Origin of the sequence: Streptomyces sp. NPDC053755 (assembly GCF_040677675.1) — a bacterium.
In the GTDB taxonomy this organism is placed as follows: Bacteria; Actinomycetota; Actinomycetes; order Streptomycetales; family Streptomycetaceae; genus Streptomyces.
Genome location: NZ_JBFASK010000003.1, coordinates 73,669 through 94,354, shown reverse-complemented (window position 1 = coordinate 94,354; position 20,686 = coordinate 73,669). Strand labels below are relative to the sequence as shown.

Below are 20,686 nucleotides of genomic sequence, written 5' to 3'. Positions count from 1 at the left end.
CCGGAACCGGCAGAATTGGGTGATTCACGAAGTGCGTGTTTCCTCGTCAGCTTTCGACCTCCCCGAACGTCTCGCCCCGAAGGCCGATCCCGCGCTGATCGCCGACGACGAGCGGCACTTCGCGGCCATCGCGGAGACCCTCGACCAGGCGATCGCCGAACTGTCCGACCGTCTCGCCGCCACACGCAGGGCACCCGGCGGCGTCGGCCGGGAGGCGTTGGAGCGGGACCTGGAGATCCACCGGCTGACCGGCCGGCTGCGCGCCCTGCGCCGCTTCGGCCTCGACCTCTGCCTCGGCCGCGTCGTCGGTGAGGACGACTCCGAGCCCGTCTACATCGGCCGGCTCGGCCTCACCGACAGCACGGGCCGCCGTCTCCTGATCGACTGGCGCTCCCCCGCGGCCGAGCCGTTCTTCGCGGCGACGCACGCCCGGCCGATGGGGCTGACAAGCCGCCGCAGGTACCGCTGGACCCGCGGCCGGGTCGGCGACTACTGGGACGAGGTCTTCACCGCCGACGGACTCGACCGGCACGCCGCGCTCGACGACCAGTCGGCGTTCATCGCCGGCCTGGGCTCCAGCCGGTCGGCCCGGATGCGCGACGTGCTCGCCACCATCCAGTCCGACCAGGACGCCGTCATCCGGGCGGGCTCCCGAGGCGCTCTCGTCGTCGACGGCGGCCCCGGCACGGGCAAGACCGTCGTCGCCCTGCACCGCTCCGCCTACCTCCTCTACTCCGACCCGCGCCTCGGTCACCGCCGCGGCGGCGTGCTGTTCGTGGGCCCGCACCAGCCCTACCTGGCCTACGTCGCCGACGTCCTCCCCAGCCTCGGGGAGGAGGGCGTGCGGACCTGCACCCTGCGGGACCTCGTCCCCGAGGGCGCGGGGGCCGTGCCCGAGGCCGACCCGGAGGTGGCCCGGCTGAAGTCGAGCGCCGACATGGTGAAGGCGATCGAGAAGGCCGTGGCGTTCTACGAGACGCCTCCCGAGGAGGGGACGACGGTCTCGACGCCGTGGGCCGAGCTCCCGCTGAGCGCCGAGGACTGGGCCGAGGCCTTCCGGGCGGCCGGGCCGGGAACGCCGCACAACGAGGCGCGCGAGGTGATCTGGGAGGAGCTCGTCTCGATCCTGCGCGACCGGCTCGACGCCGAGGTCCCGTCCGACCTTTTCCGGCGGGCCCTGCGGCACGACGAGGAGCTGACCGGGGCCCTCTCCCGCGCCTGGCCGCTGCTCGAGGCGGCCGACCTGGTCGGGGACCTGTGGTCGGTCCCCGCGTACCTGCGGATGTGCGCTCCGTGGCTGGGCCCCGACGACGTCCGCAAGCTGCGGCGTGCGGACGCCCAGGCGTGGACGGTGTCCGACCTGCCGCTCCTGGACGCGGCGCGGCAGCGGCTCGGCGACCCGGAGGCGTCGCGCCGCAGGCGACGGCAGGAGGCGTCCCTCGCCGCCGAGCGCGAGCGCATGGCCGGTGTCATCGACAACGTCCTCGCGGCCGACGACGACGGTGAGGGGGCGGTGACGATGCTGCGGGGGCAGGACCTGCGGAACACGCTGGTCGACGACTCCGTGCTGCCGGCCGCCGGCCCGGAGCCCCTGGCCGGCCCGTTCGCGCACATCGTCGTGGACGAGGCGCAGGAACTGACGGACGCCGAGTGGCAGATGCTGCTGCTGCGCTGCCCGTCCCGGAGCTTCACGGTCGTCGGCGACCGCGCCCAGGCCCGGGACGGGTTCACGGAGTCGTGGCGGGAACGTCTCGAACGGGTCGGGCTCGACCGGATCGAGACGACCTCGCTGACCGTCAACTACCGGACGCCGGAGGAGGTGATGGCCGAGGCCGAGCCGGCCATCCGGGCCGCGCTGCCGGACGCCAACGTGCCGACGTCCGTCCGCCGCAGCGGTGTCCCCGTCGTCCACGGATCGGTCGCGGAGCGGGACGCGGTCCTGGAGTCCTGGCTGGACACGCACGCCGACGGGATCGCCTGCGTCATCGGCGACCCCGCCTTCCGGCCGACCGCCCGGGTCGGGTCGCTCACCCCGGAGCTGGCCAAGGGCCTGGAGTTCGACCTGGTCGTCCTGGTCGACCCGGAGGCGTTCGGCACGGGGGTCGCCGGAGCGGTCGACCGCTACGTGGCGATGACCCGGGCGACCCAGCGGCTCGTCGTCCTCCGCTAGGACGGCCGCCGCCGGACACGGCCTAGACCAGCAGGCTGAGCGCCGCCGCGACCGCGAACCCGGTCACGGAGAGGACCGACTCCAGGACCGTCCAGGACTTCAGGGTGTCCCGCTCGGAGATGCCGAAGTACTGGGAGACGATCCAGAAACCGCCGTCGTTGACGTGCGAGGCGAAGATGGAGCCGGCCGAGATCGCCATGATGACCAGCGCGAGGAAGGCCTGCGAGTGACCGCCGCCCTCCACCAGCGGCAGCACGATCCCCGCCGTGGTGACGATCGCGACCGTCGCCGAGCCCTGGGCGACGCGCAGGACGAGCGAGATCAGATAGGCGAGCACGAGGACCGGCAGGCCGACGTCGTTGAACGTGTCGGAGAGCGCCTGGGCCACGCCGCTGGCCTTGAGGACGGCGCCGAAGACACCGCCGGCGCCGACCACGAGCAGGATGTTGCCGACCGGCTTCAGCGAGGAGGTGGACACCTGCTCAAGGGATGTGCGCGACCAGCCGCGGCGGATGCCGAGCAGGTAGTACGCGAGGACCAGCGCGATCGTCAGCGCGACGAAGGGGTTGCCGAAGAACTCGATCACGGACCGGAGGGTCGAGGGGTCGAGACCGATCGAGGAGAAGGTCGCGGCGAGGATGAGGACGAGCGGGGTGCCGATGATGAGGAGCACGGTGGAGAGGGGGACCGGCGCCTCGCTGACGCCCGTGCGTTCGGCGTCCACCTTCGCCCTGGCCTCCTCGGCGGCCTCCACCATGTCCTGCGGGACCTCGACGAACAGGCGCTTCCCGATCCACGCGGCGTACCCCCAGGCGGCGAGGACGGCGGGGATGCCGACGAGGACGCCCATGAGGAGGACCCAGCCGAGGGAGACGTGCAGCAGACCGGCGGCGGCGACGGGCCCGGGGTGCGGCGGCAGGAAGGCGTGGGTCATCGACAGGCCGGCGAGCAGCGGCATGCAGTAGAGCAGGATCGACCTGCCGGACCGCTTGGCGGCCGCGTAGACGATCGGCGCGAGCACGAAGATGCCGACGTCGAAGAAGACCGGGATGCCGAAGATGAGCCCGGTGAGGCCCATGGCGAGGGGGGCGCGCTTCTCTCCGAAGAGGCCGAGGAGGCGGGAGCTGAGGACCTCGGCGCCGCCGGAGACCTCGAGTATCGCGCCGAGCATGGTGCCCAGGCCGATGATGATGGCGACGTGGCCGAGGATGCCGCCCATGCCGTTCTCGATGACGGAGGTGGCGGCCGACTTCTGGACGGTGCCGAAGAGTTCGGTGACGGAGAGCCCGGCGGCGAGGCCGACGGTGATCGAGACGGCGAGCAGGGCGACGAAGGGCTGCAGCCGGACCTTGATGATCAGCAGGAGGAGCAGGGCGATGCCGAGCGCGGCGACGGTGAGCAGTCCCGCGGTGCCCGGTATCAGGAGCAGGAGGCCGCCGGTGTGGGGTGGTGGAGCGGTGGGCGTCATGGCCGGGGGGTCCTCGTTTTCGGGTAGGGGGGAGCGCGGCACGGCGTTCCGGTGACGGACGCCGTGCCGTGGAGCGGGAGTTCAGGGAGGGCCGTCCCGGTCAGCCGAGGACCGCGAGGGCGTCGATCTCGATGAGGAGCCCCTTGGGGAGTCCGACGTAGACCGTCGTACGGGCGGACGCGGGGGCCTTCAGGCCCTGCTCCTCGAAGTACTGGTTGTAGATCTCGTTCATCTCGGCGAAGTGGTCCACGTCGGTGAGGTAGACGCGCATCATCATCACGTCGTCCCAGCTCGCGCCGCCCTCCTCCAGGATCGCCTTGACGTTGGCGAAGGTCTGGAGGGTCTGCTCGCGCAGGGTCGGTCCGGCGGGGGTGGGCGCCTGCCCCTCGACGGCGGGGAGGAAGCCGACCTGTCCGGCGACCTGGAGGATGTTGCCCTTCCTGACGCCGTGGGAGAACTTCGCGGGCGGTGCGGTGTGGGTGGCGGGGGTGAGGGCGGTCTTCTCGCTCATGCGCTGTCCTTCAGTCCTTCGCGGGGTTGCCTGAGTACTCCCGGCTGATGCCGTCGGCGGTGCGGCGCACCAGGGGGAGCAGGGTGAGGAGTTCCTCGGCCGTGACGACCACGTTGGGGGCCGAGACCGACATGGCGGCGACGACCCGGCCGTCCGCGCCGCGGATGGGGGCGCCGATGCAGTTGATGGACTCCTCGTGGCCACCGAGGTCGGTGGCCCAGCCCTGTTCGCGTACGGTCGCCAGCTCCTTGAGGAAGGCGGCGGCGTTCGGGGTCGAACGGGGCGTGTACAGGGGGTAGTCGAGCTTGGCGGCGACGGCGCGCCGCTCGGGCTCGGGCAGGTCGGCGAGCAGCAGCTTGGCGACGGCGGCGACGGTGATCGCGACGGGCTTGCCGATCCGGGAGTACATCCGGACCGGGTAGCGGCTCTCGACCTTGTCGATGTAGAGGACCTCGCTCTCCTCGTAGACCGCGAGGTGGACGGTGTGCCCGATCCGCTCGTTGAGCGCGATGAGGTGGGGATGGGCGATCTCGCGGATGTCGAGGTTCTCGACGGCCTCCTGCGCGAGGGCGAAGAGGCGGGCGCCGAGGCGGTAGCGCTGGTCCTGCTGGCGGTAGACGAGTCCGTGCTCGTGGAGGGTGCGCAACAGGCGCAGGGCGGTGGACTTGTGGACGCCGAGCCGTTCGGCGACCTGCCCGAGGTCGGCGGGGCCCTGGGCGAGCAGCGGCAGGATGCTCAGCGCGCGGTCGACGGTCTGGCTCATGGCGTACGTACCTCCTGGTCCTCCCCCGTCCAGCCGGGGCCGAGGTGAAGTGTCTCCCAGGCGGCGTCGTCGAGACCGGCCAGCCGGTCGGCGCGCGCGCGGCCGGCGGGGACGCCGAGGTCACCGGGGACGGTGAGGGCGGCGGCGGCCATGAGGTGGCCGTGCCGTATCCGGTTCTTCACGTCGAGCCCCCGCAGGGTGGCGGAGAGGAACCCGGCGGCGAAGGCGTCCCCGGCGCCGACGGGGGCGACGACGTCGACGCGGGGCGCGGGCACGAAGGTGACGGCCTCACCGGCCGGGCGGCTCCGGGCCGCCGACTCGACGCCGGGCTCGGCGGCCGGGCGGCGTTCGAACACGGCCGCTCCCGCGGCGCCCCGCTTCACGACGAGGACGGCCGGCTCGGGGAGCGCGGCGCGGACGGCCTCTGGGCCGGCCAGTCCCCATGCCTCCCGGGCCTCGTCCTCGCCGACGAAGACGAGGTCCGCGCCGCGGGCCAGCTCCAGGAGCACCGCGCCCGCGGTGCCGTCGCGCCAGAGGCCCGGCCGGAAGTTCACGTCGAACGAGACCAGGGGCCGCCCGGCCCGAGGGGCGGTCAGCGCGCGCATCAGGGCCAGGCAGTCCTCGGACAGGGCGGCGGTGACACCGGAGAGGTGCAGGACGCGCCCGGCGTCGACGTCCCCGTAGCCCACCGTCCTCGGGGACATGGCGGACGCGGCGGACCCGGCCCGGTAGTAGACGACCTCGTGCGCGTCGGCGGCCCGGTCCGTGGCGGTGCGGAAGTAGACGCCGGTGGGGCGCAGCGGGTCCCGCTGGACGGCGGAGGTGTCGACGCCGTACCCGGCGATCGCCTCGACGAGGTGGTCGCCGAAGCCGTCGGCGCCGACCCGGCTGACCCAGGTGGTGCGGTGCCCGGCCGCCGCCAGCGCGCAGGCGACGTTGGACTCGGCGCCCCCGATGGTGCGGGTGAAGGCGGGGACGTCGGCGAGGCGGCCCGGCCGGTAGGGCAGGAAGGTGACCATGGACTCGCCGAGGCAGACGACGTCCACGGGCGCGTCGCGGGGCGCGTCCACGGGCGGGCCGACGGGCGGGGTACCGGTCACCTTCGGGGCTCCTCGTCGGTCGTGCGGGTCCGTTGACCCGGGGTTGGCCCGGATGTTAGACAGCTTCAAGCGATATACGCAATGCATGTTGCACATGCTGCAACAGCATCGGGAACGCGATCCGCGACCACGCGAAGGAGAGGCCCCATGCCCACCGAGCAGCCGGGGAACGACCAGCCCGCGAACGAGCGGCCGGCCGTCGGCCGGCCGGCGCAGGAACGTCCGTCGGCCGACGGAGGACCGACCGGCGCGGGGCCGGCCGCCGGACGTCCGGCGACCCGGCGGCTGGCGGACGAGCGCGTCGACCACCGCTTCAAGGCGCTGCCCCCCGACGCCGAGGGCCTCACCGTCGGCGAACTGGCCGCCCAGCGCCGCAACCTCTACACCGGCGGCTTCACCACGCCCGTCCTCGCCCTCTCCGCCGCGTCCGTCGAGCACAACCTCCGCCTCCTGGAGAGCTACGCGGAGCGCCACGGCCTGGCGTTCGCCCCGCACGGCAAGACCTCCATGGCCCCGCAGCTCTTCGACCGCCAGCTGGAGCACGGTGCCTGGGGCATCACCGCCGCCGTCCCGCACCAGGCGCGCGTCTACCGCGCCCACGGCATCGCCCGGATCTTCCTCGCCAACGAACTCGTCGACGCCGCCGCCCTGCGCTGGCTGGCCGCCGAGCTCGACGCCGACCCCGGGTTCCGCTTCGTCTGCTACGTCGACTCCGTGCGCGCGGTCGAGCTGATGGACACGGCTCTCACCGAGGCGGGCGCCCACCGCCCCGTCGACGTCGTCGTGGAGCTGGGAGCGGGCGAGGGAGCGCGTACCGGAGCCCGTACCGAGGCCGACTGCACCGCCGTCGCCGACGCGGTCGCGGCGACCACCACCCTGCGTCTCGTCGGCGTCGCCGGCTACGAGGGCGAGGTCCCGAGCGCCACCCCGGAACGCGTACGGGAGTGGCTGCACCGGCTCGTGTCGCTCGCCGCGGGCTTCGACAAGGCCGGCCGCTTCTCCCCCGACATCGACCAGATCGTGGTCAGCGCGGGGGGCAGCGCCTGGTTCGACACGGTCGCCGACGTCTTCGCGGAGATCCCCGCCCTCTCCCTGCCCGTCCTGAAGCTGCTGCGTTCCGGCGCGTACGTCTCCCACGACGACGGGCACTACCGCCACCTCACGCCGTTCAACCGGGTCCCCGAGGAAGGCGCCCTGCAGCCCGCGTTCCGGCTCTGGGCGCAGGTCGTCTCCCGGCCTTCGGACGAGCAGGCGTTCACCAACGCGGGCAAGCGGGACGCCGCCTACGACCTGGACCTGCCCGAGGCACAGGTCGTCCGGTCCGCCCGCGACGGCTCCGTGCGTCCGGCCACCGGCGTCACGGTCACCGGCCTGTCCGACCAGCACGGCTGGCTGCGGACGGAGCCGGGGGCCGCGATCGAGGTCGGCGACTGGCTCGGCATGGGCCTGTCACACCCCTGCACGTCGTTCGACAAGTGGCAGCTGATCCCGCTCGTCGAGGCGGACGGCACGGTCGTCGACTACATCCGTACGTTCTTCTAGGCCCAGGGAGCCCCGATGGATCTCGTCTTCCGTGACGCGGAGGTCTACGACGGCAGCGGCGGGCCGTCCTACCGCGCCGACGTCGCCCTCCAGGACGGCAGGATCGCCTCGATCGTCAAGGAGGCCGCGGCCGCCGGCTGCCAGCGGCCCACCGCCCGCCGCACGGTGGACGCCGAGGGCCTGGCGCTGTCCCCCGGCTTCATCGACATGCACGCCCACAGCGATCTGGCGCTGCTGCGCGACCCCGACCACAGCGCCAAGGCCGCGCAGGGCGTGACCCTCGAAGTCCTCGGCCAGGACGGCCTGTCGTACGCGCCGGTCGACGACCGCACGCTCGCCGAGGTCCGCCGGGCGATCACCGGCTGGAACGGCGACGGCTCCGACATCGACTTCGACTGGCGCACGGTCGGCGAGTACCTGGACCGTCTCGACCGCTCGCACGGCGGGGAGGGGATCGCCGTCAACGCCGCCTACCTCGTCCCGCAGGGCACGGTGCGGATGTACGCCGTCGGATGGGAGGACCGCCCCGCCACCGCCGCCGAGCTGGACCGGATGCGCCGGCTCGTCGCCGAGGGCATGGAACAGGGCGCGGTCGGCATGTCCTCCGGCCTGACGTACACCCCCGGGATGTACGCGCCGGACACCGAACTGACCGAACTGTGCAAGGTCGTGGCACGGTACGGCGGCTACTACTGCCCCCACCACCGCTCGTACGGCGCCGGTGCGCTCGGGGCGTACGAGGAGATGGTCGCCCTCACCCGGGACGCCGGCTGCGCCCTGCACCTCGCCCACGCCACGATGAACTTCGGTGTGAACGAGGGCCGGGCTCCGGAGCTGCTCGCCCTGCTGGACGAGGCCCTCGACGGCGGGTCGGACATCTCCCTCGACACGTATCCGTACACCCCGGGCTGCACCACGCTGGTGGCGATGCTGCCGAGCTGGGCGAGCGAGGGCGGCCCGGAGGCGGTCCTGGCGCGGCTGCGCGACGACGGGACGGCGGAGCGGATCAGGCACCACCTGGAGGAGATCGGGTCGGACGGCTGCCACGGCGTGCCGATCGAGTGGGACACGATCGAGATCTCGGGGGTGAGCGACCCGGCGCTGGCGCCGTACGTCGGCGCGACGATCGCGCGGTCGGCCGGGGAGCGCGGCGAGAGTCCGTGGGCGACGGCACGCGGGCTGCTGATAGGCGACCGGCTGGGCACCACGATCCTGCAGCACGTGGGCCACGAGGAGAACGTCCGGACGATCATGCGCCACCGGGTGCACACCGGGGGCTCGGACGGCATCCTCCAGGGCTCCAAGCCGCATCCGCGGGCGTACGGCACGTTCCCGCAGTACCTGGGGACGTACGCCCGGGACCTCGGCGTCCTCTCCCTGGAGGAGTGCGTGGCCCATCTGACGTCCCGCCCGGCGGCCCGCCTGCGCCTGCCGGACCGCGGCCTGGTCCGCGAGGGCTACCGCGCCGACCTGGTCCTCTTCGACCCGGCGACGGTCGCCCCGGGCTCGACGTTCGACGCCCCCCGCACCCTGCCGGTCGGCATCCCGCACGTCCTGGTCGACGGCCGCTTCGTCATCGAGGACGGCGTCCGCACCACCGCGCTCCCCGGCCGCGCGATCCGCCGCACCGCATACCCCTGACAGCCCCGACGTGGCACCCCGCCACCGTGTGGACACCCGTCCCGGCCCCTGCCCCCCCACCGTGTGGCCACTCCTCCCGCAGGGGCGGGCCGGGTGGGCACGCGGGACGGCGCCCCTAGGGGCGCGTCCGCTCCCGGCGCCCGTCCGCCACGGAGGCCCGGACCTGCCGGGGCACCGTCGCCCGTGGCCCGGCGCCCCGCCCGCGCCGGACCCACAGGAGCGCCGCCGCAAGGACGAGCCCCGCCACCACGAACCCGTACCACGGCGTGCGCCCCGTCGGCGCCGTCTCGTACACCAGCGCCGCCGACAGCACGGCGAGCACCAGCCCCACCCGGCCTCGCAGGCCGTCCCGGGAGCCTTCCGAGCCCTCCCCGACCGGCACTCCCGCCGCCGCGGTCCCGGCGGCCGCCGCGACCACCACCGTCCCCCACAGGACGTACCACGGCTGCACCATCGGCGAGAGCGCCACCAGCACGACCAGCGACAGCCCGAGGCCGAGGACCGGATCGAGGCGCCCCTTCCAGGCCCGCCAGGCCAGCGCCCCGATGACGACCAGCGCCGCCAGCAGACCCAGCTTCTGCACCACGCCCTTGACCGGCTCGGGTCCGTCGCCGAACAGCAGCCCGAGCCCGAGCCCCACGTCACTGGTGAGGGACAGGGCGGTGTGGATCGTCCCGGCGACGCTCTGGGTCCGCAGCCAGCCGAACCCGGTCCCGGCCGCGAGCGTCGCCCCGACGGCCACGGCTCCGGCCACCGGCCCCGGCAGGACGAGGCCCCGCACGACACCGCGTACGCCCCCGTCCCGCCGCGCCACCATCACCCCGATGAAGAGGAGAGCCACCGCCGCCGGCGATTTGATCATCATCGCGAGGCCCACGAGGACGGACCCGAGCACCCAGCGACCGCGCACCGCGAGCACCACGCCGCCCAGCATCAGCCCGATCATCAGGCCGTCGTTGTGCATGCCGCCGACGACGTGGATCAGCAGGAGGGGGTTGAGGGCGCCCAGCCAGAGCGCGCCCGCACGCCCGTCTCCCACGCACCCCCCGTCCCCGCCGTCCCGGTTCAGGGCCCGCACGGACACCACGATGAGCGCGAGCGCGCCCAGCGCGATCAGCCGCATCCCGAGGACGGCGGGCACGATCTCCCCGCCGGTGAGCTTCACGACGGCCTGGGCGAGGACGAGGAAGACCGGTCCGTAGGGGGCGGGGGTATCGGTCCAGTTCCCGCCGACGCTGTCGGCCGCGTCCGCGCCGAGGTCGCCCGGGCCGAGGACGGAGGGGCCTTCGCCGTAGACGTCGTGGCCTTCGAGGACCATCGCGCCCTGCGCGATGTAGCTGTAGACGTCGGCGCTGTGGAGCGGCGGAGCCAGGAGCAGCGGGGCGGTCCACCAGGCGAGGGTGACCAGGACCCGGTCGCGCGCCCCGGCCGCGAGCAGCCGGCCGTACCGCCACCAGGCCGCCACCAGCAGGGTGAGCCCGGCGTACGCGAGGACGGTGGCGGCGAGGGTGATCCCGGAGCCCCGCGGGACCCAGACGCCCCACGGTTCACGTGACGGGAGAGTCCCCGCAGCGAGGCCGCCGACGGCGACGGCCAGCGAACCGGCCGCCCCCAGCCACCGGCATCCGGCGGCGCTCGCACTCGACATCCACATGACGGGTCAACCTATCCTGACGCGCCGGGCACCCCGCCCCTCGCTCCCGGTCACCCCTCCGTACCGAGCCGCGCCACCCGCTCCGTCAGCCCCGGTCACCCCTCCGCACGGAGCCGCGGGTGCCGCTCCCCGTCACTTCCGGGCGCTCCTCACTCCTTGGGGCGCTTCGACGCCCCAGGCGCCGAGTCGGCCCTGCCGGGCCTCTCGGGGGAGGCCGTCGCGGTCGCGCTCGCGGTGGCGGCGCTCGTGGACCCGCCGGACGACCCGGTGCCGTCGGCACCGCCGTCGGCGGGGTCGCTCGGGGAGGTGCCCTTCGCGCCCGCGGAGGCGGTCGGCGACGGCGTGCCCGTGGCGCCCGTACCCCGTTCGGCCCCGTCCGCGCCGGCCGATCCGTCCGCCCCGTCCTCCGCGTCGCCGCCCGAGGTGTCGGGCTGGATCAGCGCGGGCGCCCCCGGGTGCTCGCCGTCCCCGGCCGGCGCGGGCCCGCCGCCGGCTCCGGAACCGAGAGCGCCCGTGAAGACGGCGACGACGGCGGCTCCGGCGACCGCGACGAGGAGCCCGGCGCCGACGACGACGTTCCGGCCGCCCCGGCCGGAACGGTCCGACCGATGGCGTGCGCGGTGACGCGGGGCGCCGACGGCGCCGTGCTCCTGGTGGTGGTCCATGGCGGCGCATTCTAGGGAGCGCGCCACGCCCGGTGCGAGCCAGGTCACATTCCGGACATGCGGCCGCCCGTTCCCCCGGTCCCGCCGGGGCGGGACGCCCGAACCGCCCGACGTGTCCCAAAACACGAGGCGCCCGGCCCGGCACCGCCGTAAGCTCACGTCATGCAGGTGATCCAGTCCACGAAGCTCGCCAACGTCTGTTACGAAATCCGGGGCCCGGTGCTCGAAGAGGCGATGCGACTCGAGGCTGCCGGTCATCGCATCCTCAAGCTCAACACCGGCAATCCGGCCGCCTTCGGCTTCGAGTGCCCGCCGGCCATCCTCGAGGACGTCCTGCGGAACCTCGCCGACGCGCACGGCTACGGCGACGCGAAGGGCCTGCTCGCCGCCCGCCGCGCGGTGATGAGTCACTACGAGACCAAGGGCATCCCGCTCTCCGTCGAGGACATCTATCTGGGCAACGGCGTCTCCGAGCTGATCCAGATGTCGATGCAGGCGCTGCTCGACGACGGCGACGAGGTGCTCGTCCCGGCGCCGGACTATCCGCTGTGGACGGCCTCGGTCTCGCTGGCGGGCGGCACGGCCGTGCACTACCGCTGCGACGAGCAGGCGGACTGGATGCCGGACCTCGCCGACATCGAGCGGAAGATCACCGACCGCACCAAGGCGATCGTGATCATCAACCCGAACAACCCCACCGGCGCCGTCTACGACGACGAGATGCTCCGCTCGCTCACCGAGATCGCCCGCCGTCACAACCTCGTGGTCTGCTCGGACGAGATCTACGACAAGATCCTCTACGACGGCACGACCCACACTCCGACGGCCGCGCTCGCCCCCGACCTGCTCGTCCTCACGTTCAACGGCATGAGCAAGAACTACCGGGTGGCCGGCTTCCGCTCCGGCTGGCTCGCGGTCTGCGGGCCGAAGGCCCACGCCACGTCGTACATCGAGGGCCTGACGATCCTGGCCAACATGCGGCTGTGCGCCAACATGCCGGCGCAGCACGCGGTGGCCGCGGCCCTCCAGGGCAGGCAGTCGATCGAGGACCTGGTGCTGCCCGGCGGACGGCTGCTGGAGCAGCGGGACGTGGCGTACGACCTGCTCACGCGGATCCCCGGTGTGACCTGTGTGAAGCCGAAGGGCGCGCTCTACCTCTTCCCGCGCCTGGACCCGAACGTCTACAAGATCAAGGACGACCGGCAGATGGTCCTCGACCTGCTGCGGGCCGAGAAGATCATGGTGGTCCACGGCACGGGGTTCAACTGGCACGAGCCGGACCACTTCCGGATCGTCACGCTCCCGAACGCCACGGACCTGGCGGACGCGGTGACGCGGATCGGCAACTTCCTGGACGGTTACGGCCAGCCGTGACGGCGGCCCCCTCACGCGGGGGCACGGCCCTCCCGGACGTCGCTCAACTTTAGACGGGATCTAAGCTAGGATGGCTGCATAGCTGACGCAGGAGGCCATCCCCATGTACGAACCGATCCGCACGAAGTCGGTCCACCGGATGGCCGACGACGACCAGAACGCGTACCCGCACCGCTCCCGCGAGGAGGAGCTGGACATCCAGCTCGCCGGACACCTCTCGGCCCTGCTCGCCGTCACGGACGAGCTGGGTGACACGACGGCCGGCGAGCGCATCGCCCAGCAGGTGGCCCGGCTGCGGGGCGCGCCCCCGGCCCGGCACGCCGGACTGAGCGGCTCCTCCGCCCCGTCCCTCCACCGCCGCGCCCACGCTCTCGCGGGCCGCGCCCTGGTCGTCGCCGCCTCCCGGGCGGACACCGCCGCCGCGATCCTCGCCGCCGAGCGCATGGACGCGCACTCCGCCGCACTGACCTCTCCCGAACTGGTCAGCGCCCCCTGACGGCCCCGGTCCGCGTGCCGGGGAGGCGCGCGGACCGGGTGCCACCCACTCCGGGCCCCCGGGCCCTCAGCTCCGCCCCGACCCTGGACGCCGCCCCTGCGCGGCCCGCCCGGGCACGGCGGAGCCTTCGCCGTTCCCCCGGGACCGGTCCGCGAAGTCGCCCCTCGGACCCGGCCCACGAGAAAGGGCCGGCCCCCGAAGCTGTGAGGGGCTTCGGGGGCCGGCATGCGTCGTGACGGGTCGTCGTGACCCCACTGGTCAGGGCGGTTGTCGTGGGCAACCCGTCACGAGTCTCGGGGCGGGATCAGCCCAGGCGCTCGACCAGCGCGCGGTACTCGTCCCACAGCTCCTTCGGCGTGTGGTCACCGAAGGTGTTCAGGTGCTCGGGGACCAGGGCGGCCTCCTCGCGCCAGACGTCGCGGTCGACCTTGAGCAGGAACTCCAGGTCCTCGGCGGGCAGCTCCAGGCCGTCGGTGTCCAGGGAGTCGACGGTCGGGAGGATGCCGATCGGGGTCTCGACGCCCTCGGCCTTGCCCTCCAGGCGCTCCACGATCCACTTCAGGACGCGGCTGTTCTCGCCGAAGCCGGGCCAGACGAACTTGCCCGCGTCGTTCTTGCGGAACCAGTTGACGTAGTAGATCTTCGGCAGCTTGGACGCGTCGGCGTTCTTGCCGACCTTGATCCAGTGGGCCATGTAGTCGCCCATGTTGTAGCCGCAGAAGGGCAGCATCGCGAAGGGGTCGCGGCGCAGCTCGCCGACCTTGCCCTCGGCGGCGGCGGTCTTCTCGGAGGCGACGTTGGCGCCGAGGAAGACGCCGTGCTGCCAGTCGAAGGACTCGGTCACCAGCGGGACGGCGGAGGCGCGGCGTCCGCCGAAGAGGATCGCCGAGATCGGCACACCCTTGGGGTCCTCCCACTCCGGCGCGGCGATCGGGCACTGCGCGGCGGGGACGGTGAAGCGGGCGTTGGGGTGGGCGGCCGGCGTCTCGGACGCGGGCGTCCAGTCGTTGCCCTTCCAGTCGGTGAGGTGGGCCGGGAGTTCCTCGGTCATGCCCTCCCACCACACGTCGCCGTCGTCGGTGAGCGCGACGTTGGTGAAGACCGCGTTGCCCCAGAGGGTCTTCATGGCGTTGGCGTTGGTGTGCTCGCCGGTGCCGGGCGCGACGCCGAAGAAGCCGGCCTCGGGGTTGATGGCGTAGAGGCGGCCGTCCTCGCCGAACCGCATCCAGGCGATGTCGTCGCCGATCGTCTCGACCGTCCAGCCGGAGATCGTGGGCTCCAGCATGGCGAGGTTGGTCTTGCCGCAGGCGGACGGGAAGGCGGCGGCGACGTACTTCGACTCGCCCTGCGGCGGGGTGAGCTTGAGGATCAGCATGTGCTCGGCGAGCCAGCCCTCGTCGCGCGCCATGACGGACGCGATGCGCAGGGCGTAGCACTTCTTGCCGAGCAGGGCGTTGCCGCCGTAGCCGGAGCCGTACGACCAGATCTCGCGGGTCTCGGGGAAGTGCGAGATGTACTTGGTGGTGTTGCAGGGCCAGGGCACGTCGGCCTCGCCCTCGGCAAGCGGGGCGCCGAGGGTGTGGACGGCCTTGACGAAGAAGCCGTCGGTGCCGAGTTCGTCGAGGACGGCCTGTCCCATGCGGGTCATGGTGCGCATCGAGACGGCGACGTAGGCGGAGTCGGTGATCTCCACGCCGATGGCGGAGAGCGGCGAGCCGACGGGGCCCATGCAGAAGGGCACGACGTACATCGTGCGGCCCTTCATGGAGCCGCGGAAGATGCCCTTCTCGCCCGCGAAGACCTCCTTCATCTCCGCCGGGGCCTTCCAGTGGTTGGTCGGGCCCGCGTCCTCCTCCTTCTCGGAGCAGATGAAGGTCCGGTCCTCGACGCGCGCGACGTCGGACGGGTCGGAGGCGGCGTAGTACGAGTTCGGGCGCTTGATCGCGTCCAGCTTCTTGAACGTTCCCTTGGCGACGAGCTCCTCGCACAGGCGCTCGTACTCGGCTTCGGATCCGTCGCACCAGACGATGTCGTCCGGCTGCGTGATCGCCGCGATCTCGTTCACCCAGGAGACCAGTTCCTGGTGCTTGGTGGGGACGGTGGTGGGAGCCGCGTTGTCGCGCGCCACGATTGCTCCTTGATGAGGGGTTTTTAGATGTAGGCCCCTTGGGGGCTGCGACCCGGATGCTTCTCGTGTGGAGACGCTCGCGCTCATCCGGTGCCGACCGCACTCATTTGATCATCCGATGCGCGTGCCCATATGTCCAGAGGGCCGCCCACGTGAGCATCGCCACTCCTCTTCGGGACCTACGGGGGCGTAGGTAGCATTCGGTTCATGACTTCCGCCATGCCCTCGGTGAACGAGATCGAGCAGTTCGTGAAGCCCCGGCTGAGAGGCTGGCTGCACGCCGGGATGTTTCCGGCGGTGATCGTGGCGGGTGTGGCCCTGGTCGCCCTCGCCGACTCGCCCCGGGCCCGGATCGCCTGCGGGGTCTACGTCCTCACCGCCTGTCTGCTCTTCGGCATCAGCGCGCTGTACCACCGGGGCACCTGGGGCCCGCGCGGCGAGGCGATCCTGCGGCGGCTGGACCACGCCAACATCTTCCTGATCATCGCGGGCACCTACACGCCGCTGACCCTGCTGCTCCTCCCCGACTCCACCGGGCGGCCGCTCATGTGGGCGGTCTGGGTGGCGGCGGCCGCCGGCATCGCGTTCCGGGTCTTCTGGGTCGGCGCCCCTCGCTGGCTGTACACGCCCTGCTACATCGCGATGGGCTGGGCCGCCGTCTTCTTCCTGCCGGACTTCATGCGGGCGGGCGGCATCGCCGTCCTCGTCCTCGTCGTCGTCGGCGGGCTGCTCTACAGCGCGGGCGGCATCATCTACGGCCTCAAGCGCCCCAATCCCTCCCCGCGCTGGTTCGGCTTCCACGAGGTCTTCCACTCGCTGACCCTGGCGGCCTTCGCCGTCCACTACGTCGGCATCTCCCTGGTGGCCTACCAGCACTCCTGACCAGCACAATGACGGCCATGGCCGCCGACAGTCCCGCACGCCCCAGCCTGCGCGAACGCAAGAAGACCCGGACCCGCGCGGCGATCCGGAAGGCCACCTACCGCCTCGCCGCGGCGCACGGCTGGGAGACCGTCACCGTGGACCGGATCGCGGCGGCCGCCGAGGTGTCCCCCTCCACGGTCGTGCGCTACTTCCCGGTCAAGGAGGACATCCTCCTGACCGACGAGCGGGACCCGCTGATGGAGGCCCGCCTGCGGGCCCGCCCGGCCGGCGAGGAGCCCCTGGAGTCGCTGCGCGCCGTGATCCTCGAAGCGGTGTCCGCGGCGCTGGCCGACGAGCCCGAGGAGACCCGGCTGCGGGCCCGGCTCATGGTCGAGATCCCCGCCGTACGGGCCCGGCTCACCGAGACCACGGCCGACACCGCCCAGCGCCTCGCCCGCGCCCTCGCCGACCGCACCGGCCGCACCGCCGACGACCTGGAGGTACGGGTCTTCACGGCGGCGGTCCTCGGCGCGCTGCGCGAGGCGACCGTCTACTGGGCCGAGCGCGGCCGGCACGACGACCTGATCCGACTCCTGGACCGGACCGTCGACGCCCTCAAGGGCGGCCTGACGCTCCGAACGCGCCCCTGACGACCCGCCCCGACTGCGGGTTGTCCGCACACGCCCACACCCCGTGCGGGCAGTAGTCCGTGAACGTCTGGTAGACGGGCCGGTGCCGCGCGAACCAGTCGAGCATCCCCCGGACGTACTCGGGGTTGTCGCCGTTGCGGAAGAGACCCCACTCCGGGTACGAGACGGGCTTGCCGTGCGCCGCCGCGAACCGGACGTGGTCCGCGAGCCCGTACTCCTCCGTCACCTGCCCGGCGAAGTCGAGGCCCTCCGGCTGGTCGTAGGCGTCCATCCCGATGATGTCGACGTACGCGTCACCCGGATAGCAACGCGTCCACTCCACCGCGTCACGGCCCCGGCTCGCGGTGAAGTCGAAGCGGAAACGCTGCCCCGGCACGGCCCGCAGCACCCCGACGACCCGCTGCCAGTACGCCTTCCAGCTCTCCGGGTCCGGCCCGCAGCGGTGGCTGTAGGTGGTGCCGTTCATCTCCCAGCCGAGGACCAGCACCGCGTCGGCGAGCCGGTGCGTCACGAGCCGCTCCCCCAGGGCGCGGAAGTGGGCGTCGTACGCCCCCGCGGCCCCGCTCCGCAGCCCCGCCCGGACCTGGGCGTCCGGCAGCCCCTCCTCGCTGCGGTCGAGCATCGGCACGTTGAGGACGAAGAGCCGCCCCGGCCCCGCCTCCTTCCACCGCGCCCACGGCTCGAAGAGCGCCGGGTGCCCCTCGATGTTGGACCAGCGGTCCCCGGGCAGATAGGTGTGCCCCACGGTCAGCGGCGCGCCGCCGAGCCAGCGCTGAAGCTCGCCGATCCGCCGCACGCCGGTCGCGTCGGATCCGGTGAAGAAACCGGACGGCACCGTCAGCGGCACCGGAACCGCCTCGGGGGCGGCGGGCTCCGCGGTGGTGTACCGGGAGCCCGGCGCGAGCCGGTCGCCCGGCAGGACCAGCGCGAGAACGGCCGCGAGCAGCACGGTCAGTGCTACCCGCGGCCGGAGGGATGACGTCACGTCAGCTGGTCCAGAAGTCCCACCACCGGGTCAGGATCAACATCCCGATGATCCCGATGTGCAGGACGGGCAGGGCGAAGGTGAACTCCTCGAAGAAGCCCTTCAGGGCGGCCGGCGCGGGCAGCAGACCCGCCCGGACGTTCAGCGAGGTCACGTACCAGAACATGACGATCGTCGCGACCCAGGCCAGACAGCACCACAGGCACAGCGAGTTGATCTCGTACAGCGACTGGTACATCAGCCAGGTGCAGAATCCGACGCCGAAGAGCATCCCGGCGTTGAGCCCCCGCCAGAACCAGCCCCGGTACCGGGCACCGGAGAGCAGCCCGGCACCGACCGCGACGACCATCGCGTAGGTCACGAGCCCCAGCATCGGGTTCGGGAAACCGAACACCGCCGCCTGCTCGCTCTTCATGATGTTGCCGCAGGAGACCACAGGGTTGAGGCTGCATCCCGGCTGGAAGTCCGGATCCTCCAGGAGCAGGAACTTGTCGATCGTGATGACCCAGCCGGCCAGCACGCCCGCCGCGCCGGTGACCACCAGCATCCAGGCGAAGGCCCGGCTCGCGCCGATCGCCCCGCCTCTCTCCCGGGCCCCGTCCTGCCTCTGCTCCGGTACCCCGCCCCGTACGCTCACCGTCGCCATGACGCCGCCCCCGCCGCTCAGCGCTGCAGCCGCCGCACCGGCAGAAGCAGGTGCGCCCCGGCCGCCAGGACCTCCTCGTCGGAGGCGAAGGCCCGCAGGCGCTCCTCCGAGAGCGGCTCGCCGGGCACGGCCTCGGGCCAGGGGCGCACGGAACAGATGAGGTAGGCGTGCCCGATCGCCTTCGCGGCCGCCTCCCACTCCGCCGGCACCGGGCACTGCACCTTCATGAACGGCAGCGTGAGCACGGCCTGCTGGGCCTCGACGAGCAGGTGCGCACCGACGCTGGGCTCCTTCGCCACGTCGACCACCTGGCCGCCGAGCGGCAGCCCCATGCCCTCCAGGGCGGACCGCATCGCTTCTTCGCCGGCCTCCGGACCGTCACGGCCGTCACCGAGTGAATACACCATCAGGAAAGGAGTGACGGGGCTGTCGCCGACCGGTCCGGTCGTCCATGAGACGACGGTCAGCGTTCCCAGCGGGGAGGCGCTGAGTTCCGAGGAAACCACAGGGGAAGAGGTCATGCCCCGGGATGCTAGTGGCCTCGACTCCTTCACCCTGGCAGGAATTCACCCGATCGGCCGACATTCACCCCGACGGTAATTCCTCCGCAACGAACGCGCGTTTTCCTCGTTAAGCCCTGAGGGCATTATCCCCCGCCTTCGACGGGGGCTCCCGACCACCAGGAGATCGCTCATGATCGTCTCGCGTCGCGTCGCGCTGCGGTCCCTCTTCACCCTGACCGTGGCCGCGTTCACGGGCGGCGTGCTCGCCCGCATCACCACCACCCCGCGCACGGGCCGCCCCGCGGCCGGCGCGGATCCAGCCGACGCCTCCCGCACCGCCGACGCCTCCGAGGAGACGTTCGACGAGATGTACCGGGGACGCCGCATCCAGGCCCGGGCCACGCCGACGGGCGTGCCGGAGGTCCTCGTCGACGGACGGCCGCTGCATCTGATGCGCTGCGCCGACGGCGGCTATCTCACCCCCGTCGATCACTACGAGTCCTGTCCGACGCCACGGGCGGCCACCCGCGCGGCCGTGGACCAGCTGGGGTCCGCGCCCCTGTCCCGTCTCGCCGCGGTCCACGGCGTCCGGGGCGGTCACGGCGCCGGCCCGGGAGGGAGCCCGCGTGGTCCACACGCGTAAGAACCAGCGCGGCCTGACCAGCGCCGAGCGGAGGAAGTTCGTCTCCGCCGTTCTGGAACTCAAGCGCCGGGGCACGTACGACGAGTTCGTCCGCACGCACATCGACTACTACGTCGCCGACGGCGAGACCCGCCTCCGCCTGGCCCACGCGACGCCCAGCTTCCTGCCCTGGCACCGCAAGTTCCTGCTGGAGTTCGAGCGGGAACTGCGCCGGATCGACCCGACGGTGACCGTGCCCTACTGGGACTGGACCCGCGACAACACCCCTGCCGCCTCCCTCTGGGGCGAGGACTTCATGGGCGGCAACGGACGCCGGGGCGACCTCCAGGTGACGACCGGCCCCTTCGCCCACGCGGGCGGGCGATGGAACATCGTGTACGGCATGACCGAAGGCGGCTTCCTCACCCGGGACTTCGGCCGCCCTTCGAGCCCCCTCACGCTCCCCACCGAGGCGCAGGTCGACGCGGTGATGCGGGAGACGGTGTACGACGTTGCGCCCTGGAACTCCACGAGCGCCTCCGGCTTCCGAAACGGCCTGGAGGGGTGGGGCCCGGGCCGGACCAACGACCGCTTCCGGCTCCACAACCGGGTGCACCGCTGGGTCGGCGGCCTGATGCTGGGCGGCGCCTCGGTCAACGACCCGGTGTTCTGGCTGCACCACTCCTTCGTCGACCTGCTGTGGTCGCGCTGGCAGCAGCGCCACCCGCGGGCCACGTACCTCCCCACGCGCCAGCCTCCGCCGGGCGACGCGCAGCGCGGACGGATCGCGGCTCTCGACGACCGGATGGGGCCGTGGGACGTCACCCCGGCCCAGATGCTCGACCACAGCGGGATCTACCGGTACGTGTGAGGGTGCGGGCGTACGAAGCGGCCCCCCGGCAGG

General features: G+C 72.7%; 19 protein-coding genes. 9 read left to right on the top strand and 10 right to left on the bottom strand.

Annotated features, from left to right (window positions below; genetic code table 11):
• Positions 1-31: 31 nt before the first annotated feature.
• The gene (gene helR / locus AB0K65_RS05055; RefSeq protein ID WP_365714330.1) at positions 32-2,170 is read left to right on the top strand and encodes an RNA polymerase recycling motor ATPase HelR; all 2,139 of its coding nucleotides are present in this window, start codon (positions 32-34) and stop codon (positions 2,168-2,170) included.
• A gap of 22 nt (positions 2,171-2,192) precedes the next feature.
• Here the strand turns inward: helR and AB0K65_RS05050 are convergent, their stop codons facing one another.
• From AB0K65_RS05050 to AB0K65_RS05035, 4 genes are all read right to left on the bottom strand, one after another.
• On the bottom strand, positions 2,193-3,638 hold the full coding sequence (locus tag AB0K65_RS05050) for a gluconate:H+ symporter (RefSeq protein ID WP_365714329.1): 1,446 nt from the start codon (positions 3,636-3,638) through the stop codon (positions 2,193-2,195).
• 100 nt (positions 3,639-3,738) lie between these two features.
• A complete protein-coding gene (locus AB0K65_RS05045; RefSeq protein WP_365714328.1) occupies positions 3,739-4,149 on the bottom strand; it encodes a RidA family protein in 411 nt (136 codons plus the stop codon).
• 10 nt (positions 4,150-4,159) lie between these two features.
• On the bottom strand, positions 4,160-4,912 hold the full coding sequence (locus tag AB0K65_RS05040) for an IclR family transcriptional regulator (protein ID WP_365714327.1): 753 nt from the start codon (positions 4,910-4,912) through the stop codon (positions 4,160-4,162).
• The gene (locus AB0K65_RS05035) at positions 4,909-6,012 is read right to left on the bottom strand and encodes a sugar kinase (protein ID WP_365714326.1); all 1,104 of its coding nucleotides are present in this window, start codon (positions 6,010-6,012) and stop codon (positions 4,909-4,911) included. Before AB0K65_RS05035 ends, AB0K65_RS05040 begins: the two co-directional genes overlap by 4 nt.
• A gap of 147 nt (positions 6,013-6,159) precedes the next feature.
• On the opposite strand from AB0K65_RS05035, the gene AB0K65_RS05030 reads away from it, so the two are divergent.
• Positions 6,160-7,554, top strand: a complete 1,395-nt coding sequence (locus tag AB0K65_RS05030; protein ID WP_365714325.1) for an alanine racemase — start codon at positions 6,160-6,162, stop codon at positions 7,552-7,554.
• 15 nt (positions 7,555-7,569) lie between these two features.
• Positions 7,570-9,195: a D-aminoacylase gene (locus AB0K65_RS05025; protein ID WP_365714324.1), complete on the top strand. Its 1,626-nt coding sequence runs from the start codon at positions 7,570-7,572 to the stop codon at positions 9,193-9,195.
• A 115-nt stretch (positions 9,196-9,310) separates the two neighbouring features.
• On the opposite strand, the gene mptB is transcribed toward AB0K65_RS05025, so the two are convergent.
• Both mptB and AB0K65_RS05015 read right to left on the bottom strand, forming a co-directional pair.
• Positions 9,311-10,849, bottom strand: coding sequence for a polyprenol phosphomannose-dependent alpha 1,6 mannosyltransferase MptB (gene mptB, locus AB0K65_RS05020; RefSeq protein WP_365714323.1), 1,539 nt, complete (start codon positions 10,847-10,849; stop codon positions 9,311-9,313).
• Between the two features lie 149 nt (positions 10,850-10,998).
• Positions 10,999-11,514: a hypothetical protein gene (locus AB0K65_RS05015; RefSeq protein WP_365714322.1), complete on the bottom strand. Its 516-nt coding sequence runs from the start codon at positions 11,512-11,514 to the stop codon at positions 10,999-11,001.
• 162 nt (positions 11,515-11,676) lie between these two features.
• On the opposite strand from AB0K65_RS05015, the gene AB0K65_RS05010 reads away from it, so the two are divergent.
• Both AB0K65_RS05010 and AB0K65_RS05005 read left to right on the top strand, forming a co-directional pair.
• Positions 11,677-12,888 (top strand): pyridoxal phosphate-dependent aminotransferase, encoded by a 1,212-nt coding sequence (locus AB0K65_RS05010; RefSeq protein WP_365714321.1) that lies wholly within the window; start codon positions 11,677-11,679, stop codon positions 12,886-12,888.
• 103 nt (positions 12,889-12,991) lie between these two features.
• On the top strand, positions 12,992-13,384 hold the full coding sequence (locus AB0K65_RS05005; RefSeq protein WP_365714320.1) for a hypothetical protein: 393 nt from the start codon (positions 12,992-12,994) through the stop codon (positions 13,382-13,384).
• A 304-nt stretch (positions 13,385-13,688) separates the two neighbouring features.
• Here the strand turns inward: AB0K65_RS05005 and AB0K65_RS05000 are convergent, their stop codons facing one another.
• Positions 13,689-15,512, bottom strand: coding sequence for a phosphoenolpyruvate carboxykinase (GTP) (locus tag AB0K65_RS05000; RefSeq protein WP_365714319.1), 1,824 nt, complete (start codon positions 15,510-15,512; stop codon positions 13,689-13,691).
• 207 nt (positions 15,513-15,719) lie between these two features.
• Here AB0K65_RS05000 and AB0K65_RS04995 point away from each other — a divergent pair, with 207 nt between their 5' ends.
• Together AB0K65_RS04995 and AB0K65_RS04990 are read left to right on the top strand one after the other, a co-directional pair.
• Positions 15,720-16,394 carry a hemolysin III family protein gene (locus tag AB0K65_RS04995; RefSeq protein ID WP_365714318.1) on the top strand — a complete coding sequence of 225 codons (675 nt, stop codon included), beginning with the start codon at positions 15,720-15,722 and terminating at the stop codon, positions 16,392-16,394.
• Between the two features lie 17 nt (positions 16,395-16,411).
• Positions 16,412-17,026, top strand: coding sequence for a TetR family transcriptional regulator (locus AB0K65_RS04990; RefSeq protein ID WP_365714317.1), 615 nt, complete (start codon positions 16,412-16,414; stop codon positions 17,024-17,026).
• Here AB0K65_RS04990 and AB0K65_RS04985 read toward each other — a convergent pair.
• Genes AB0K65_RS04985 through AB0K65_RS04975 form a run of 3 tightly spaced genes read right to left on the bottom strand, consistent with a single transcriptional unit; the run spans position 16,992 to position 19,178 of the window.
• Positions 16,992-18,011 carry a glycosyl hydrolase gene (locus tag AB0K65_RS04985; protein ID WP_365714316.1) on the bottom strand — a complete coding sequence of 340 codons (1,020 nt, stop codon included), beginning with the start codon at positions 18,009-18,011 and terminating at the stop codon, positions 16,992-16,994. The genes AB0K65_RS04990 and AB0K65_RS04985 overlap by 35 nt on opposite strands.
• A gap of 1 nt (position 18,012) precedes the next feature.
• A complete protein-coding gene (locus AB0K65_RS04980) occupies positions 18,013-18,657 on the bottom strand; it encodes a vitamin K epoxide reductase family protein (RefSeq protein ID WP_365714315.1) in 645 nt (214 codons plus the stop codon).
• Positions 18,658-18,674: 17 nt separating this feature from the next.
• The gene (locus tag AB0K65_RS04975; protein WP_365714314.1) at positions 18,675-19,178 is read right to left on the bottom strand and encodes a DUF5949 family protein; all 504 of its coding nucleotides are present in this window, start codon (positions 19,176-19,178) and stop codon (positions 18,675-18,677) included.
• A gap of 172 nt (positions 19,179-19,350) precedes the next feature.
• Between AB0K65_RS04975 and AB0K65_RS04970 the strand changes: the two genes are divergently transcribed.
• Together AB0K65_RS04970 and AB0K65_RS04965 are read left to right on the top strand one after the other, a co-directional pair.
• Positions 19,351-19,803: a tyrosinase family oxidase copper chaperone gene (locus AB0K65_RS04970; protein ID WP_365714313.1), complete on the top strand. Its 453-nt coding sequence runs from the start codon at positions 19,351-19,353 to the stop codon at positions 19,801-19,803.
• On the top strand, positions 19,787-20,653 hold the full coding sequence (locus AB0K65_RS04965) for a tyrosinase family protein (protein ID WP_365714312.1): 867 nt from the start codon (positions 19,787-19,789) through the stop codon (positions 20,651-20,653). Before AB0K65_RS04970 ends, AB0K65_RS04965 begins: the two co-directional genes overlap by 17 nt.
• Positions 20,654-20,686 lie beyond the last annotated feature (33 nt).